Origin of the sequence: Mesorhizobium sp. L-8-3 (genome assembly GCF_016756615.1) — a bacterium.
Lineage (GTDB): Bacteria > Pseudomonadota > Alphaproteobacteria > Rhizobiales > Rhizobiaceae.
The window spans coordinates 320,964-336,310 of sequence record NZ_AP023262.1; the positions used below are offsets into that span (position 1 = coordinate 320,964).

The window sequence follows — 15,347 nt, forward strand, 5'->3', positions numbered from 1 at the left end:
GCCGGTTCTACACCGATGACGGCCCGGAATCGGCTGTTCGCGTATCGCAAGGCGATGGGCGCGAGGACGGCGTTCCTTCAGCCTGCGGCACGACGCGTGGCCGACGCCATGGAGAGGGCGATCGATACGAAACCGCCGAGCTTCAAAGCGGCCACCGCCATGTGACCAGTCTCCCAGCGCAGGCGGATTTCTTCGAAGTCCGCCGGTATGGGGCCGGGTTGCCATGTCGCCAACAGGTTGTTGGCCGGCCGTACCCATGCAAACCAGGTCGCGAGTGCCGCTGCATAAAGCACTGCAGCGGCGAGCGCGAAGGTGGATGCAGGTCTGTCGCCCCAGATGAGGAAGGCGAGAACTGCCGGGCAGAGTATGGCCGCAATGTCCAGCACTGCGCCAACCGGTGCGAACAACTGGAACTGGCCGTTGAAGACCGTGGCCTCGCGCCAGAGTTCCGGCGACCAGACAGCAAGGCGCGGCATCGCCTCAAGGACATGCGCGAATGAAGGACCGAGACTGAGAGCTGCCACGGTCGCGGTGAGGATGACCAAGGCGGCCATTGATCCGCTCGTCTTCATGAGCGGGTCCAACGCTTTCTCCGCGCGATCGTTCCGCGGGCCAATTGCCCAGCCTGACGACGCCCTCAATCGTTTGCGACATCAGCCCCGATCCGGAATCGGCTTGGCGCGGGCGCGGGTGAAACGTACCGCACGGCCGCTGTTGGTCTGCACCGACCGCGACGCCGAGCGGCACGCCAATCGGCTGGCCGGCGCGGCCCGGCCGACACGCCATCGAATCTCGGGCGACGAGACGGCTTTCTCGATTCGGTCGATTATGTCCGCGACGCCGTGTAGACGGCAATCCCCGCGGCGAGATCCTCGAGCGCGGCACCCACCGACTTGAAGAGCGTGATCTCCTCGGCCGAAGCCCGGCCGGTCTTATCGCCGCGCGTCAGTTCGAAAAGGTCGGCCAGCACGCGATCGGCCGCGAGCACTCCTGACGCGAGCGGCTGGACGATGTCGCCCGCTTCCTTGCCGGCGCCCGCGCGCGTGTCGACGAACACCCGGGCCCTGCGGATCGCTTCGTCGTCGGCCTCGCGCATCTGCGGCGTGAAGCCGCCGACGAGGTCGACATGCGTGCCGGCCTTCAGCCGGGCCCCTTTGACAAGCGGCTCGCTCGAAATGGTGGCGCAGGAGACGATGTCGGCCCAGCCGAGCGCATCGTCGAGGTCGGTAACGGTCGACGCCTCGAATCCGTCGCGGCGCAGGGCTTCGGCCGCCTTTTCGCCATTTGCGGGCGTCCGGTTCCAGATGCGGATCTGCTTGATCGGGCGCACGGACGAATGCGCCTTGACGAGAAAGGGGCAGAGCGCGCCGGCGCCGACGACGAGCAGCCTGGAGGCGTCCTCGCGGGCCAGATAGGTCGCCGCCAGCGCGGAGGCGCAAGCCGTGCGCCACAATGTCAACCGCTGACCGTCGATCAGCGCCTGCGGTTCGCCCGTCTTGCCGTCGAGCAGGAGATAGACGCCCATGACGGCCGGCTTCCCGACAGTATTGTTGTCTGGCGACACGGTGACGATCTTGACGCCGACATGGCCTCCCGCCGAGGTGCCGGCAGCGCCGAAGTCGCCCCAGGCAGGCATGAGCAGCAGGGTGGAGGCCGCGCCGTCGGGTCGTTCGATCGTGTGGTGGTGGCGCACCGGCTGGATCGCGCCCTCGCGAAACATGACGCGCAGCGCCTCGACCAGGCCGGCGAAACTCAGCGCCCGGTCGACGCCGTCGGCCGAAATCATCAGCATGGATAAGCTTCTCCCTTCAAACGGCGCGGGCCTTTCCGCTTAAGGCACGTCGCAACCTTTCAGATCCGCTTTGCGCGCTTCAGGTGTCTGTGCTTTGCGCACTGTCTTTGTCCCGAAACCGGTTCCCGCATCGGGAAGACATGCTTCAGGCAGCAGTCCTGGACACGGCCGTCGACTGCTGGCCGGCGGGCGCGACGGCTCGCAGGCTCTGCAGTTCCTGGTCGCGCCGGCGCGCCAGCTTGCGGTACCGGCCCTGCCGCCACCAGGTGACTGAGCTTCCGATGAGCAGACCCGCAAGAACGGCTGCAAAGAGCAGCACGAACAGAGGCAGTTGCACCGTCAACGCCGGATTGCCGGGATTGAACGGATCGAGCGTGAAGGCGACGAGACCACGGTTGGCGACGGCCAGCGCGATCAGGATGATCGCCAGCGGCACGAAAACGACGATGAGTATGAAACGATTGAGCATATCGTGATCCAGTTCGACGGATCGGGCGCCTTTCGCCGGGCCAGTCCTGCGGCCCGCAGGGGGCGGTCATCCGTCGGCATTGAGCCTTTCGCGCAATTCCTTGCCGGTCTTGAAGAACGGCACCCATTTCTCCTCGACCTCGACCGATTCGCCCGTGCGCGGATTGCGGCCGGTGCGCGCCGGCCGGTTCTTGACCGAGAACGCGCCGAAGCCGCGCAATTCGACGCGATTTCCCTCCGCCAGCGCATCGGTGATCTCCTCGAAGATCGCATTCACGATGTTCTCGACGTCACGCAGAAAGAGATGCGGATTGCGATTGGCAATGATTTGCACGAGTTCCGACTTGATCATGCGCGCAGTCCCCTCCGATTGTTATGGTCTTGTTACCGGTATGATTTTGCTGAATTTTCAGTGACCTGACACGGCGTTTTCAGGGTGCCAGACCGACAATAGCCCGTCAAGGAAGATGCGGTCGCCGCCGAGTTCCCGGACGATGTCGGCGCTGTAGTCGGGCAGTCCGAGCAGGCGCGCGAGCTGTCGCGCCGCAGCATCGGCGAACAGGAAACTCGAAGCGCTCTTGCTCTTCGGCTTCCATTCGATCACTTTCAGCTTCGCATCGACCCCCTTGGTGGCAAGCCACTTGATGGCCTGCTCCTCGCCGCCGAGCGCATCCACCAGCTTCTTCGTGAGGGCCTGACGGCCGGTGAACACGGAGCCATCCGCCAGCACCATGACCTCGGCATGCGTCAGGGGGCGGCGCTCGACGACCAGGCCCACGAACCAGTCGTAGCTGTCCAGGATCATGGAACGGATCATGGCGCGCTCAGGCTCGGTGGTGGGATTGAAGGGCGAGGGCTCGGCCTTGAGCGGCGAGGACTTCACCTCCTCGAGCGTGATGCCCAGCTTGTCCATCAGCCCCGTAAGATTGGGGAACTGCACCAGGACGCCGATGGAGCCGATAATCGAAGACTTGCGGGCCACGATGTGGTCGGTCGCGCTGGCGATCATGTAGCCGGCCGAGGCGGCGAGCGTACCGACCTGGGCCACGACCGGCTTGTCGGCGGCGAGCCGGCGCACCGCGTCGAATATGGCCTCGCCGCCGGCGGTGGTGCCGCCGGGCGAATCGATCGACAGAATGACGCCCTTGACCGCGGACGATGCACGAACCTTGTCCAGCCGCTCGATCAGCTCGTCGTCCTCGGTGATCGTGCCCTCGATCCTGACCCTGGCGATATGATCGCCGGCGACGCCTGCGAGATCGTCGCCCGCAAGCCACAACGATCCGATGCCGATGGCGAGCGCGGCGACCAGGATCGCCAGGACCCGCCAGAAGGTCAGCTTGCGCCGCAGCCGGCGGCGGTCGATCATGTCGTCGGCGCGTATGGCCATCGATGCCTCGCTTGCGAGCCTGGCGTAGCGGGCCTGCCGACAGGACAGGCGCGCGCGCCGGTAGGGTGCCGAAGCCTCCGGCGCGCCAGGAAAGGGCGCGCCGGACTCCGGCGGAAGCTGGCGTTTTAGAGCGGTTCCCGCCGGGATGGAAGCTGTTCCGTCGCGTTCGGGGCCGCGACGCCTTTTCGCAGTCCCTCCGACCGGCAGAATTGATGATGAATAGACAGGCCGTCGATGCCGGAGTGCCTGTCTTTCGGCCTTTGTCGGTGGTTGGAACCTTCAGATCCGAGGCCGGCAGGAAAGGTATTCTTCGGCAATTCGCCGATGAGATCCTGCTCGGCTGCTCGCATTCGCCCGCGCAATCGGCTATTTTCGGACTTGCTGCCGCCCAGGGCTTACAATCCTTCGCAAAATAACCATATTGGAGTTCCAGTTGCGGCAGGCAGCCTCGGCGGGCACGGTGAACGCGCCGGCAACCATCGAGCGAAATTGCACGGACTATCGGGCCCGAAATTTCCAGGTGAGGGGCCTCGCGCACAATACGGATCTGAACGCATGGCAGCGGCGACGATGAACACCCCGGCCGGAAGGGCTTCGGCCATGACGGGGCGACCGAGCGATCCGGCAGCGGAACGAACGAAAGGCGGCACGGGCCATCGGCCCGACGTGTTCCGCAAGGCGCAGCACCATTCGCGCCGGGTCCGTTTCCTGAAATTCGTCCTGCCCGTGCTGGCGCTGGCCCTCGCCGGAGGATTCGTCGCCTATTCATGGTGGTCCACGCCGGCCCAGGTGAGCTTCGACGTGACGAAGAGCTCCTTCGCCGACGGCAAGCTGGTGATGGCCAACCCCAAGCTGGAAGGCTTCACCAAAGGCCAGCTGCCCTATCTGATGACGGCGGCGCGCGCCGTGCAGAATGCGAAGTCGTCGGGCGTCTTCGAGCTCGACACGATCAAGGCGAAGCTGCCGCTCGACGCCGACAGCTGGGCCACGATCGAGGCGCCGCGCGGTGTCTACAACCGCGACAAGAACACGATCCACTTCACGACCGACGTGCTGATAAAGACCACGGACGGCATGACCGCCAAATTCAGCAAGGCCTTGTTCGATATCGGAAAAGGCAACCTGAAGACCAACGCCCCCGTGGACATCGAAACCAACGGCACACAAATTGCGGCCGATTCGATGACCGTGCTTGAAAACGGCAAGGTTTTGATATTCGAGAAAAGAGTGCGCATGGAGATTGCGCCGGGGCGGCTGCAGACCAGCCAGGGAACCACCGGAGAGACCAATGGCGGGTAGGACATCTTTGTGGGTCGGCGCGGCGGCCGGGCTGGCATTGACGACGGCAGCGGCGGGCGCTGCGTACGCCCAGACGACGCAGACACAGGTGCCGGGGCTGCAGCTCTCAGGCAACCAGCCGATCCAGATCGAGAGCAACAAGCTGGAGGTGCGCCAGAACGAGAACATGGCGGTGTTCAGCGGCGACGTCACCGTCGTGCAGGGCAAGACCCTCCTGAAGGCCGGCAAGATGACCGTGTTCTATGCAAAAGGCACCGGTTCGGCGGCGACCGGCTCGGCCAACATCGACAAGCTGGAGGTCGACGACAAGGTCTATGTGAAGTCGGAGACGCAGGAAGCCACCGGCGACCACGGCACCTTCGACATGAAGAAGGAAATCCTTACTCTCACCGGCGACAAGGTGGTTCTGACCGATGGCCCCAATGTTCTGGTCGGCTGCAAGCTGACGGTGCACATGAAGTCCGGCGAGGCCAATTTCGACGGCTGCGACAAGCCAGGCGGCGGCACCGGCCGGGTGATCATGTCGCTCACCCCGCAGAAGCAGCCCGCGGCCCAAGGCCAGTAAATGGCGACAACACACTCGTTTCTCGCCCGGCTGAGAGGCCGGTCCGCAAAGACGCGTTCCGGCCCCGCCCTGGCGAAGAACGCCGAGCAGTTGAAGGGCACACTGATCGCGCGCGGCCTGACCAAGGCCTATAAGGGCCGCCAGGTGGTGAGCGGCGTGTCGCTCGGCGTGCGTGCCGGCGAGGCCGTCGGGCTGCTCGGCCCCAACGGCGCCGGCAAGACCACCTGCTTCTACATGGTCACGGGCCTGGTGCCGGTCGATCAGGGCACGATCGAGATCGACGGCTTCGATGTCACCTCGATGCCGATGTATCGACGGGCGCGGCTCGGCATCGGCTATCTGCCCCAGGAAGCGTCCATCTTCCGCGGGCTGACCGTGGAGAACAACATCCGCGCGGTGCTGGAGGTGGTTCAGAAGAGCCGCAAGGAGCGCGAAAAGGAGCTCGACGCGCTACTCGACGAGTTCCACATCTCGCATCTCAGGAAGTCGCCGGCCATCGCGCTGTCGGGTGGCGAAAGACGACGCCTGGAGATCGCCCGGGCCCTGGCCAGCAAGCCGCATTACATGCTGCTCGACGAGCCCTTCGCTGGCATCGATCCGATCGCTGTGGCCGACATCCAGCAACTGGTCAGGCATCTGACCGCGCGCGGCATCGGCGTCCTGATCACCGACCACAATGTGCGCGAGACGCTTGGCCTTATCGACCGGGCCTATATCATCCACGCCGGCGAGGTTCTCACGCACGGCCATCCGTCCGACATCGTCGCCAATGCCGACGTGCGCCGGCTCTATCTCGGCGAGGCTTTCACGCTTTAGTGCGGCTTGACGGGGATTCGTCTGCCGAAGGATCGCGTGTCACCCCTGTGGCAGCGTGGCTTCCATGGCCGGCGCCTATCCGGGTCCAGGCATCACGCCCGGGCCGGCGCTGACCTTTGGGTGCGTCGTCGGACAGCTGGCCACGACTCAATGACCGTCTTGCCCGCGAGCAAGGCGCGTATATCCGAACGGGCAAGGCAATCTGCTTGACAAGCAAGAGCTGGGCCAGTTTCATCCCTCGGGGCAAAAAATACCGTGACCGCGGTCGCCTTTGCGGTCACGGAGGCTATTCGGGGAGAAACGAGCCGAGATGATCTCGCTTGCGGGCAGGTTGCAGCTTCGCCAGTCGCAGTCGCTGGTGATGACCCCGCAGCTGATGCAGTCGATCCGGCTGCTGCAGCTCACCCATATCGAGCTCGAGCGTTTCGTCGACGAAGAGATCGAACGTAACCCCCTTCTGGAGCGCGCGGAGCGCGACGATGCTCCTGCCGAGCCCCTCGGCGGCGACGAAGCCCCTTCGCCCGAGGCCGACTGGTTCGCCGGGACAGAGAAGGGACTGAGCGCCGAGGCCATGGCCGACAAGTTCGACGCTTCTTTGGAGAACATTTTTCCGGACGATCCCGGCACCACCGACCGGCTCGGCCCCGATCTGTCGGCTCAGTGGAAATCGGCAAGCGGCACGGGATCGGCCGAGAACGGCTTCGATCCGGAGGACATGGCAGCGGCCGCCGTCACGCTCAGGGATCATGTCTGCGAGCAGATCTCCTTCGCCTTCGCCGACCTGGCATCGCGGCTGATCGCGGCGGAACTCGCCGACGAACTGGACGAGGCAGGCTACTTGCGGGCCGATCTGGATGAGGTGGCCGAACGGCTCGGGGCGGACGGCACCGCCGTCGCAGCCGTGCTGGCGACGTGCCGGACCTTCGATCCCCCCGGGATCTTCGCGCGCGACCTCGCCGAATGCCTGGCGATACAGCTCGCCGCACGCGACCGTTTCGACCCGGCCATGGAGGCGCTCATCGGCAATCTCGACCTGCTCGCCCGGCGCGACTTCCAGTCGCTGAAACGGATCTGCGGCGTCGACGAGGAGGACCTCGTCGACATGCTCGCCGAGATCCGGTCCCTCGACCCGCGTCCCGGTCAGGCTTTTACGAGCGGCGCGGCGGACACGATCGTGCCTGATGTGCTTGTCCGCCCGGCCAGCGACGGAAGCTGGGCGATCGAGCTCAATCCCGACACCCTGCCGCGCGTTCTGGTCGACCAGGCCTATTTCGCCAAGGTCAGCGCAAGGGCCAGGGACCAGGCCGAGAAGGACTTCCTGGGCGAGTGCCTGCAGAGCGCCAACTGGCTGACCCGCAGCCTCGACCAGCGCGCCAAGACCATCCTGAAGGTCGCCTCCGAGATCGTGAAGCAGCAGGATGCCTTCCTGGTGCACGGCGTGCGCCATCTCAGGCCTCTCAACCTGCGCACCGTCGCGGATGCGATCGGCATGCACGAATCGACCGTGAGCCGGGTCACGGCCAACAAATACATGCTCACCCCGCGCGGTGTCTTCGAACTGCGCTATTTCTTCACCGCCGCAATCGCGTCGGCCGAAGGCGGCGAGGCGCATTCTTCGGAAGCGGTGCGGGACAGGATCCGCCGGCTGATAGAGGATGAGAAGCCGGCCGATGTCCTGTCCGACGACACGATTGTGGATATCCTGAGGAAAAGCGGCGTCGACATCGCCCGTCGCACCGTGGCCAAGTACCGTGAAGCCATGAACATCCCGTCCTCCGTGCAGCGGCGACGTGAAAAGCGCGCGACGGCCGCCGCCGGCCGCTGAAATGCGATCACAGCCGCCGCCCCATCTCCTTGATCGCGCATCGGATTTCCCCGAGCAGGCTCGCGTGGCTTCGCCCACGCTTGACCTGCCCGTCAGCTTCCATTGACGCAGGTTCTTGTCGGAAAACGTCGGACACGTTTCCAGCGAAGATCGAGATCGCGCGAGAACGCCGCGCCCAGCACGATCCCCGGTGGACGCCAGCACGCCTGCAAGGGGACAACTCAAGGGCGGCCCGGCCGTCGGATATGGCCGGAACCCGCAGAAAACCGGCTTCGTTGACAATTTCGCGTGAAGTGACTAGAAGCCCGCCCGCAAGAGACGGGCGAGACGAGCCCATGCGAAACAACATCCCCTCGAGAAGGGTTGTCATCAACCAGAACGTTCGGGCTTGAAATCGGCGCTGTCGTCGCCGCAAACCTTGTGCGCCCCGGCCACAGGTATAAACTCGCAACAGTTCGAAGTCTGGACAGGGAAGGTCGGTTTTCAGATGAGCCTGCGTGTTTCCGGAAAACAGATGGAGATCGGCGACGCCTTCCGCGGCCGCATCGAAGGACGAATCGCCGAACTCGTGAGCAAATATTTCGATGGCGGCTACTCCGGCCGCGTCACCGTGGAGAAGTCCGGCTTCAGGTTTTCTGCTGACTGCATGATCCACCTCGATTCCGGCATGGAGCTACAGGCGACCGGCGAAGCGCAAGAGCCGACCCTTGCCTTCGATACTGCCGCCGACCGCTTCGAAAAGCGGCTGCGGCGCTACAAGCGCCGGCTGCGCTCCCATCCCAACGGCCAGAACAACACGCCCATCGCCTATACGGTCATGGCGCCGGTCGCAGAGGAAGACGAGGAAGTGCCGGAGGACTATGCGCCGGCCGTCGTCGCCGAATCGACGCTGACGCTCAAAACCATGTCGGTCGCCAACGCGGTGATCGAACTCGACGCCAAGGACAGCCCCGTCCTGGTGTTTCGCAATGCCGGCAGTGACGAGGTCAACATCGTCTACCGTCGTTCCGACGGCAATATCGGCTGGATCGATCCTTCATCGGCCAAGACCGCCAACGGATAGCGAGAACAATCCCGAGCGGGCCGCGGGCGTGGGGCCATCCGGCCCGCCGGGAAGTCAAAGGATGCCACAAAAATGGATCTCAGCGACCTGATCGAGGTTTCGGCGATCATGCCGGCCTTGAAAGCCAATTCCAAGAAGCAGCTCCTGCAACTCCTCGCCGAAAAGGCCGCCGGCATCACCGGCATTCCGGAGCGGGAGGTGTTCGACACGATCCTGCAGCGCGAAAGGCTAGGCTCGACCGGCGTCGGAAACGGCATCGCCATACCGCACGGGAAGCTGCCTGGCGTGAAACGCATCACCGGGGTCTTCGCGCGGCTCGACCAGCCGGTCGATTTCGAAGCTCTGGACGACCAGCCGGTCGATCTCGTGTTCCTGCTGCTGGCGCCGGAGGGTGCCGGCGCCGATCACCTCAAGGCGCTGTCGCGCATTGCGCGCGTCCTTCGCGACGGCGATACGGTGGCGAAGATCCGCGGCACGCGCGACGCCGCGGCGATCCATGCGCTCCTGTCGGAAACGCCGGCTTCACACGCGGCCTGAAACGGATCGTGTAGGATAAACCGTTCGGGGGCGGCAGCGATGCCGCCCTTCGTCGTTTGATACCAACTGCCGGCAGTTGGTATCAGTGGATGCTGACCGGGACCAGTTCGTTCTCGAAAGCACCTGCCAGAGCGCGGTCGCGCTCATCGGAGAGCAGGATCGGCTGCCCATTCGCCGCGAACAGCGCCCAGACTTCGAGCCCCGGCGCAATGTTGGTCAGCCCCGGGAAACGCCCGCGCAGGTCGTCGCTGGAAACCTTGCGGAGATAAGCGACCTGACCCTCGCCCAGATGGGCGAGTTGCGCCTCGGTCACCGTCAATCTTGTTTCGCTGCCAGTCATTTCAGCCTCCTTCACGCGGGGCGTCCTAAACCAACCCGCAATAGAGCCAATCGGTTCCGGTCCAGGACCGGATCAGTCTTTCACCGATATGTTTATTTTCCGTACCAGTCTTTCCGGCTCCGGCCGGTCGAGGTCAATCGACAGGAGGCCGTTCTTCAGCTCGGCGGCAAGCACACGCATGCCGTCGGCGAGCACGAAGGTCCGCTGGAACTGCCGCGCGGCAATGCCGCGATGCAGATATTCGCGCTCGGTGTCATCGCTCTGGCGACCACGCACGACCAACTGGTTTTCCTCGGTGACGACCTCAAGATCGTCATCGCAGAAGCCGGCGACCGCCAGCGTGATGCGCAGCCTTTCGCCCTTGCCTTCGCCGGCCCGAAGCCGCTCGATATTGTAGGGCGGATAGGTATCGCCGGTCTTCGCCAGGCGCTCCAGCGTCTTTTCCATGGCGTCGAAGCCCAGAAGAAGCGGGCTCGAAAACGGCGTCATACGCGACATTACAGTCCTCCAGAAGAGCGACAGAAGGGAAAAACCCGGATGGCATTCTTCCCGTTACTGCTGATATGGTCCGCCGCGCCGCGAAGTTCAAGACGGAACCGCGCCACCCCACAGAGAGGACAAGCATGCCGACCAGCCATAAGATCATCATCGATACGGACCCCGGCCAGGACGACGCCGTGGCGATCCTGCTGGCGCTGGCAAGCCCCGAGATCGAGGTTCTCGGCATCACGGCGGTCGCCGGAAACGTGCCGCTGGCGCTGACCGAGAAGAACGCCCGAAAGATCTGCGAACTGGCCGGCAAGCCGCAAACCAGGGTCTTCGCCGGGGCCATCCGGCCTCTGGTGCGCCCACTCGTGACCGCCGAGGAAGTTCACGGCAAGACCGGCCTCAACGGCCCCGAACTGCCTGAACCGACGATGCAGCTCGTGGACGAACATGCCGTCGACTTCATCGTGCGGACGCTGATGGCCGAAGCGCCCGGTACGGTAACGCTCTGCCCGCTCGGCCCGCTCACCAACATCGCGCTGGCGATGATCCGGGAGCCGAGGATCGCGCCGCGCATCAAGCGGATCGTGCTGATGGGCGGCGGCTTCTTCGAGGGCGGCAACGTGACGCCCGCCGCCGAGTTCAACATCTATGTCGACCCGCACGCGGCCGATGTGGTCTTCACGTCGGGGGTGCCGACAGTTGTGATGCCGCTCGACGTCACCCACAAGGCCCTGACGACCGCCAAGCGCATCGCCGCCTTCCGCGCGCTCGGCACCCGCGTCGGCACCGCCACGGCCGAAATGCTGGAGTTCTTCGAGCGCTTCGACGAGGGTAAATACGGCACGGACGGCGGCCCCCTGCACGACCCTTGCGTCATCGCCTATCTGCTGAAGCCGGAACTGTTCAAGGGCCGCGAATGCAACGTCATGGTGGAGACCGCGTCCGAACTGACCATGGGCATGACCGTCGTCGACTGGTGGGGCGTCACCAAGCGGCCGAAGAACGCCCTCGTCATGCGCGACATAGATCACGACGGGTTCTTCGCGCTGCTGGTGGAGCGGCTGGGAAAGCTGTAGTATCACGCGACCTCAATCGCCGGCGCGGCCCCTCCGGGCCGCGTGGCTTTCGCGCTGCTGCATCGGCCCGAAAATCGTCTCGATTTTCGGAAAGCGTGATGCGGCACCTAATAGCGGCAGACCCTTGCGCGTCCATTCGGACACGCAGCACTCTGGTGGCCGATACCTTTGTTCAATACCCTGCCCGGCGCGCATGATAGTCTCTCCCGAAATCAGACTGGGAGCCATCGATGCAGCCGAACCGGTGCGAAGAAGCCAGATATTTCACCGCTCCCGTCGGGGCGGTCGAATGTCTGTCTGCGACCTTCCACAGCTACCACTACGCGCCGCACGCACATGACACGTTCGTCATCGGCGCGCTGGCGCACGGGACCGGCGGGATCTTCATCCGGGGCCGCCAGCACGAGGCCCGTGCCGACGACCTGACACTCTACAATCCGCACGACGTCCATGACGGCAGCCCGCGGCGCGACGGTTTCAGCTATCGCGTCAGCTACCCCTCGGTGTCGCTGATACGCGAAATCGCTTCCGAAGGACTGGGTTTCGACCGCGCCAGCACGCCGAGTTTCGCTGCTCCGATCGTGCACGATCCCGCCGGCGCAGCCCTCTTCCTTGACGCACATCGCCGCTGGGAAGCCGGCTGCAGCGCGCTCGAGGCGGAAGAAGCCCTCGTTCACGCCTATGCCTATTGCCTCTCGCGGCATGCCGGGATCCGCTTTCCGGTCGCCGGCAGCGAAGCCGGACCCGTAGGGAAGGCCGTGGCTCTCCTGTCGGACGGTTTCGCCGAGAGGCGGACGCTCGACGATCTCGCGCGGGCTGCCGGCCTGCCCCGTCAGCGCCTGATCCGGGCCTTCCGGCGGGCAACCGGTTTCACGCCGCACGCCTTTCTCGTGAACCGCCGCGTCGATGCTGCGAAAGATATGCTGCGGCGCGGGGCCGATCCCCTGTCCGTCGCCATGACCACGGGCTTCAGCGACCAGGCGCATCTCAACCGGATCTTCAAGGCGCGTGTCGGCGTGACGCCGGGCGCCTTCCGGGCGGCCTTCGCCGGACGGGACGTCAGGCACTAGGCCGCGGCCGGCCGCAAGATCTTCACCTCTGTATCAAACCAGGCGGCCGCTGCGCCGCAACCATGGAGCATGTCCGATGACCAGGCGCATTGCCGAACCGTTCCGCATCAAGATGATCGAGCCGATCCGGATGACCGACCGGCCCTATCGCGAGGCCGCGCTCGACGCGGCCGGGCTCAATCCTTTCCTGCTCAGGAGCGAGGACGTCACCATCGACCTCCTGACCGACAGCGGCACGGGGGCGATGAGCGACCGGCAGTGGGCCGGGCTGATGCTGGGCGACGAGGCCTATGCCGGAAGCCGCAATTTCCATCGGCTTGCCGAAACGGTGGCCGAACTGTTCGGCTACCCCCACACCATCCCGACGCATCAGGGTCGGGGCGCCGAGCAGATCCTGTTCCCGGAACTGGTGAAGCGACGTGGGTCGCCTCACCCGGTTTTCATCTCCAACTATCATTTCGACACCACGAAGGCGCATGTCGAACTGGCCGGCGCAAAGGCGGTCAACGTGCTGACGCCGGCGGCCCTCGACACGACAAGGCCGCATGACTGGAAGGGCAATTTCGATCTGGAAGCGCTCGTGCAGGCGATCGAATTCCATGGTCCGCGCAATATTGCCGGGATCGTCGCGACCTTGACCTGCAACAGTGCGGGCGGGCAGCCAGTATCCATGGCCAATCTGAGGACCGTGGGGGGCTATGCGCGCGATTTCGGCATACCCGTCATCATCGACGCCACCCGCTTCGCCGAGAACGCCTGGTTCGTCAAACGGCGCGAGGAGGGTTACGCCGAGCGCTCGATCCGCGACATCGTGCGCGAAATGGCATGCTACGGCGACGTGATCACGCTGTCTGCCAAGAAAGACGGGCTGGTCAATATCGGCGGCGTCTGCGCCTTCCGCAGCGACGCCGACTTGTTTCGCGCTGTCCAGGTGCGCTGCGTGCCGATGGAAGGCTTCATCACCTATGGGGGGCTGGCCGGGCGCGACATGGAGGCGCTCGCCATCGGCCTCAACGAAGCGGTCGACACCGACTACCTCTCCTATCGGATCGGCCAGGTCGCCTATCTGGGTGACAGACTGCGCGCCGGCGGCGTTCCCATCCAGTATCCGACCGGCGGCCATGCCGTCTTCGTCGACGCCGCGGCGCTGTTGCCGCATATCCCGGCCGAGCGGTTCCCGGCCCACGCGCTCGCCTGCGAGCTCTACCTGGAAGCCGGTGTCAGGGCTGTCGAGATCGGCTCGCTCATGCTCGGCCGCGACCCGCTCAGCGGGCTGCAGGAGGAATCGCCTCTCGAACTCATGCGGCTCACCATTCCGCGCCGTGTATATACGAACGACCATATGGACTATGTTGCCGACGCGCTGATCGCGGTCGCGGCACGCGCCGATCGGATCAGAGGGGTCGATTTCACTTACGAGCCGCCGGTGCTGCGCCATTTCACCGCCACGTTCCAGTGGGCCGCGGCCGCGCCCGCGAGCATGGAGATGGCCGACGCATGAGCCCGCTGGTGAGACAGTTCCTGGAAACGCATGGTGTCGCCTTTTCCGTCGTCGAACACCGGCCGTTCATCTCTTTCGAGGAAGCCAGGGAGATACTGACCCTCGACCCCGCGCGGATGGTGAAGGGGCTGACCTTCGGTCTGCCGGACGGGCTGGCGATCGTGGCGCTTCGCGCCGGCGACCGTGCCGACTACAAGCGCATCGCCGATGGGCTGCGCATGCGGCGCGCCGACCTGAAGCTCGCCGCGCCGGACGAAGTGCTGGCAAGCCTCGACATGGAGGCGGGCGGCATGGTGCCCCTGCCGATCAACGGCGCGCGCGTGCTCGTCGACCGCCAGGTTCTGGTCCTGGACGAGATCATATGCGGCAGCGGCCGCAACACGGCGACCCTGGTGATCCCGGCCGAGGCTTGGCTGTCGGTTGCAGCAGCCGAGATCGGTGACTTCTCCAGGCAGGCGTGATCCCGCCGGCCTTCCGGCTATCTTGCCCTGGAAAATGCCAGCCAGAGCCCGCCGCCGATGAGGAAGCCGCCGCCGATGCGGGACAGGAGCTTCATGCGGCTGGCGGTGAGGGCTCTGCCCGCACGACCGGCCGCCAGCGCATAGCAGCTGTCGGTGACCGCGGCGAAGACGAGGGTCGCGATGCCCATTGCCGTGATCTGCAGGGCATAGTTGCCGGCCGGATCGATGAATTGCGGGAAGAAGGCGCCAAAGAAGATCAGGGTCTTCGGATTGCTGACGGCAACCAGGAAACCCTGCACGAAGAAGCCGCTGCGCGACCGTGCGGGCGCACCGTCGGGATAGGTGCCTGCCCCCGAGCGGTACATCTGGAAGCCCAGCCAAACCAGATAGGCCGCGCCAATGAGCCGGATCCATTCGAACCAGTGCCCTGCGGCCTCGATCGCCGAGGCGAGGCCGACGCCGACCACGGCGATGCTCGCGGCCAAGCCGAGCTGACCGCCGGCAATGTTGAGCAGCCCGGCGCGCGTGCCGTGACGCATGCTGGAGGCGATGATCAGGGTGACGTTTGGTCCGGGCACCAGCATGATGACCAGGCAGGCGGCCAGATAAGCGGCGAAGAGTTCGAGCGACATGTCTTTCCTCCGTGGGCTCGACG

Annotated in this window: 19 protein-coding genes; 10 read left to right on the forward strand and 9 right to left on the reverse strand. The window is 65.0% G+C overall.

What is annotated here, in order from left to right; all coding sequences use genetic code 11:
* Positions 1-77: 77 nt before the first annotated feature.
* From JN302_RS01405 to sppA, 5 genes are all read right to left on the reverse strand, one after another.
* On the reverse strand, positions 78-554 hold the full coding sequence (locus JN302_RS01405; protein WP_202314439.1) for a DUF1772 domain-containing protein: 477 nt from the start codon (positions 552-554) through the stop codon (positions 78-80).
* Between the two features lie 272 nt (positions 555-826).
* Positions 827-1,792: an ornithine cyclodeaminase family protein gene (locus JN302_RS01410; protein WP_202331349.1), complete on the reverse strand. Its 966-nt coding sequence runs from the start codon at positions 1,790-1,792 to the stop codon at positions 827-829.
* A 145-nt stretch (positions 1,793-1,937) separates the two neighbouring features.
* The gene (locus tag JN302_RS01415) at positions 1,938-2,261 is read right to left on the reverse strand and encodes a LapA family protein (RefSeq protein ID WP_202309768.1); all 324 of its coding nucleotides are present in this window, start codon (positions 2,259-2,261) and stop codon (positions 1,938-1,940) included.
* Between the two features lie 66 nt (positions 2,262-2,327).
* The gene (locus JN302_RS01420) at positions 2,328-2,612 is read right to left on the reverse strand and encodes an integration host factor subunit beta (protein WP_202309769.1); all 285 of its coding nucleotides are present in this window, start codon (positions 2,610-2,612) and stop codon (positions 2,328-2,330) included.
* Between the two features lie 57 nt (positions 2,613-2,669).
* Positions 2,670-3,650 carry a signal peptide peptidase SppA gene (gene sppA, locus JN302_RS01425; protein ID WP_202331350.1) on the reverse strand — a complete coding sequence of 327 codons (981 nt, stop codon included), beginning with the start codon at positions 3,648-3,650 and terminating at the stop codon, positions 2,670-2,672.
* A gap of 555 nt (positions 3,651-4,205) precedes the next feature.
* Here sppA and lptC point away from each other — a divergent pair.
* The 6 genes from lptC to ptsN all read left to right on the forward strand — a co-directional run bounded on the left by lptC (position 4,206) and on the right by ptsN (position 9,755).
* On the forward strand, positions 4,206-4,949 hold the full coding sequence (gene lptC, locus JN302_RS01430) for an LPS export ABC transporter periplasmic protein LptC (protein ID WP_244846155.1): 744 nt from the start codon (positions 4,206-4,208) through the stop codon (positions 4,947-4,949).
* The gene (locus JN302_RS01435) at positions 4,939-5,514 is read left to right on the forward strand and encodes an LptA/OstA family protein (RefSeq protein ID WP_202331351.1); all 576 of its coding nucleotides are present in this window, start codon (positions 4,939-4,941) and stop codon (positions 5,512-5,514) included. Before lptC ends, JN302_RS01435 begins: the two co-directional genes overlap by 11 nt.
* Positions 5,515-6,330 carry an LPS export ABC transporter ATP-binding protein gene (gene lptB, locus JN302_RS01440; protein WP_202309772.1) on the forward strand — a complete coding sequence of 272 codons (816 nt, stop codon included), beginning with the start codon at positions 5,515-5,517 and terminating at the stop codon, positions 6,328-6,330.
* Positions 6,331-6,643: 313 nt separating this feature from the next.
* Positions 6,644-8,155, forward strand: a complete 1,512-nt coding sequence (gene rpoN / locus JN302_RS01445; RefSeq protein ID WP_202334145.1) for an RNA polymerase factor sigma-54 — start codon at positions 6,644-6,646, stop codon at positions 8,153-8,155.
* 487 nt (positions 8,156-8,642) lie between these two features.
* Positions 8,643-9,218 (forward strand): ribosome hibernation-promoting factor, HPF/YfiA family, encoded by a 576-nt coding sequence (hpf, locus tag JN302_RS01450; RefSeq protein WP_202309773.1) that lies wholly within the window; start codon positions 8,643-8,645, stop codon positions 9,216-9,218.
* Between the two features lie 72 nt (positions 9,219-9,290).
* A complete protein-coding gene (gene ptsN, locus JN302_RS01455; RefSeq protein WP_202309774.1) occupies positions 9,291-9,755 on the forward strand; it encodes a PTS IIA-like nitrogen regulatory protein PtsN in 465 nt (154 codons plus the stop codon).
* A gap of 82 nt (positions 9,756-9,837) precedes the next feature.
* Here ptsN and JN302_RS01460 read toward each other — a convergent pair whose 3' ends face one another.
* Both JN302_RS01460 and JN302_RS01465 read right to left on the reverse strand, forming a co-directional pair.
* Positions 9,838-10,095 (reverse strand): BQ00720 family protein, encoded by a 258-nt coding sequence (locus tag JN302_RS01460; protein ID WP_202309775.1) that lies wholly within the window; start codon positions 10,093-10,095, stop codon positions 9,838-9,840.
* A 72-nt stretch (positions 10,096-10,167) separates the two neighbouring features.
* Positions 10,168-10,593, reverse strand: a complete 426-nt coding sequence (locus tag JN302_RS01465) for an Hsp20 family protein (protein WP_202309776.1) — start codon at positions 10,591-10,593, stop codon at positions 10,168-10,170.
* 125 nt (positions 10,594-10,718) lie between these two features.
* Here JN302_RS01465 and JN302_RS01470 point away from each other — a divergent pair, with 125 nt between their 5' ends.
* The gene (locus tag JN302_RS01470; RefSeq protein WP_202309777.1) at positions 10,719-11,660 is read left to right on the forward strand and encodes a nucleoside hydrolase; all 942 of its coding nucleotides are present in this window, start codon (positions 10,719-10,721) and stop codon (positions 11,658-11,660) included.
* A gap of 12 nt (positions 11,661-11,672) precedes the next feature.
* Here the strand turns inward: JN302_RS01470 and JN302_RS01475 are convergent, their stop codons facing one another.
* Positions 11,673-11,855, reverse strand: coding sequence for a hypothetical protein (locus tag JN302_RS01475; RefSeq protein WP_202309778.1), 183 nt, complete (start codon positions 11,853-11,855; stop codon positions 11,673-11,675).
* A gap of 35 nt (positions 11,856-11,890) precedes the next feature.
* Between JN302_RS01475 and JN302_RS01480 the strand changes: the two genes are divergently transcribed.
* From JN302_RS01480 to JN302_RS01490, 3 genes are all read left to right on the forward strand, one after another.
* Positions 11,891-12,730, forward strand: coding sequence for an AraC family transcriptional regulator (locus JN302_RS01480; RefSeq protein WP_202309779.1), 840 nt, complete (start codon positions 11,891-11,893; stop codon positions 12,728-12,730).
* Between the two features lie 76 nt (positions 12,731-12,806).
* Positions 12,807-14,231 (forward strand): tryptophanase, encoded by a 1,425-nt coding sequence (locus JN302_RS01485; protein WP_202331352.1) that lies wholly within the window; start codon positions 12,807-12,809, stop codon positions 14,229-14,231.
* Positions 14,228-14,692: an aminoacyl-tRNA deacylase gene (locus JN302_RS01490; RefSeq protein WP_202309781.1), complete on the forward strand. Its 465-nt coding sequence runs from the start codon at positions 14,228-14,230 to the stop codon at positions 14,690-14,692. The genes JN302_RS01485 and JN302_RS01490 overlap by 4 nt, the downstream gene beginning before the upstream one ends.
* Positions 14,693-14,709: 17 nt before the next feature.
* Here JN302_RS01490 and JN302_RS01495 read toward each other — a convergent pair whose 3' ends face one another.
* Positions 14,710-15,324: a LysE family translocator gene (locus JN302_RS01495; RefSeq protein WP_202331353.1), complete on the reverse strand. Its 615-nt coding sequence runs from the start codon at positions 15,322-15,324 to the stop codon at positions 14,710-14,712.
* Between the last annotated feature and the right edge of the window lie 23 nt (positions 15,325-15,347).

What these genes read in the sequence shown, in the direction of transcription:
- lptB (WP_202309772.1), top strand. Translation starts at nt 5,515, where the DNA reads ATGGCGACAACACACTCGTTTCTCGCCCGGCTGAGAGGCCGGTCCGCA.
- lptC (WP_244846155.1), top strand. Translation starts at nt 4,206, where the DNA reads ATGGCAGCGGCGACGATGAACACCCCGGCCGGAAGGGCTTCGGCCATG.
- JN302_RS01465 (WP_202309776.1), bottom strand. Translation starts at nt 10,593, where the DNA reads ATGTCGCGTATGACGCCGTTTTCGAGCCCGCTTCTTCTGGGCTTCGAC.
- JN302_RS01435 (WP_202331351.1), top strand. Translation starts at nt 4,939, where the DNA reads ATGGCGGGTAGGACATCTTTGTGGGTCGGCGCGGCGGCCGGGCTGGCA.
- JN302_RS01420 (WP_202309769.1), bottom strand. Translation starts at nt 2,612, where the DNA reads ATGATCAAGTCGGAACTCGTGCAAATCATTGCCAATCGCAATCCGCAT.
- JN302_RS01480 (WP_202309779.1), top strand. Translation starts at nt 11,891, where the DNA reads ATGCAGCCGAACCGGTGCGAAGAAGCCAGATATTTCACCGCTCCCGTC.
- JN302_RS01415 (WP_202309768.1), bottom strand. Translation starts at nt 2,261, where the DNA reads ATGCTCAATCGTTTCATACTCATCGTCGTTTTCGTGCCGCTGGCGATC.
- JN302_RS01475 (WP_202309778.1), bottom strand. Translation starts at nt 11,855, where the DNA reads ATGCGCGCCGGGCAGGGTATTGAACAAAGGTATCGGCCACCAGAGTGC.
- JN302_RS01410 (WP_202331349.1), bottom strand. Translation starts at nt 1,792, where the DNA reads ATGCTGATGATTTCGGCCGACGGCGTCGACCGGGCGCTGAGTTTCGCC.
- JN302_RS01460 (WP_202309775.1), bottom strand. Translation starts at nt 10,095, where the DNA reads ATGACTGGCAGCGAAACAAGATTGACGGTGACCGAGGCGCAACTCGCC.
- JN302_RS01470 (WP_202309777.1), top strand. Translation starts at nt 10,719, where the DNA reads ATGCCGACCAGCCATAAGATCATCATCGATACGGACCCCGGCCAGGAC.
- JN302_RS01495 (WP_202331353.1), bottom strand. Translation starts at nt 15,324, where the DNA reads ATGTCGCTCGAACTCTTCGCCGCTTATCTGGCCGCCTGCCTGGTCATC.
- ptsN (WP_202309774.1), top strand. Translation starts at nt 9,291, where the DNA reads ATGGATCTCAGCGACCTGATCGAGGTTTCGGCGATCATGCCGGCCTTG.
- JN302_RS01490 (WP_202309781.1), top strand. Translation starts at nt 14,228, where the DNA reads ATGAGCCCGCTGGTGAGACAGTTCCTGGAAACGCATGGTGTCGCCTTT.
- sppA (WP_202331350.1), bottom strand. Translation starts at nt 3,650, where the DNA reads ATGGCCATACGCGCCGACGACATGATCGACCGCCGCCGGCTGCGGCGC.
- JN302_RS01405 (WP_202314439.1), bottom strand. Translation starts at nt 554, where the DNA reads ATGGCCGCCTTGGTCATCCTCACCGCGACCGTGGCAGCTCTCAGTCTC.
- hpf (WP_202309773.1), top strand. Translation starts at nt 8,643, where the DNA reads ATGAGCCTGCGTGTTTCCGGAAAACAGATGGAGATCGGCGACGCCTTC.
- JN302_RS01485 (WP_202331352.1), top strand. Translation starts at nt 12,807, where the DNA reads ATGACCAGGCGCATTGCCGAACCGTTCCGCATCAAGATGATCGAGCCG.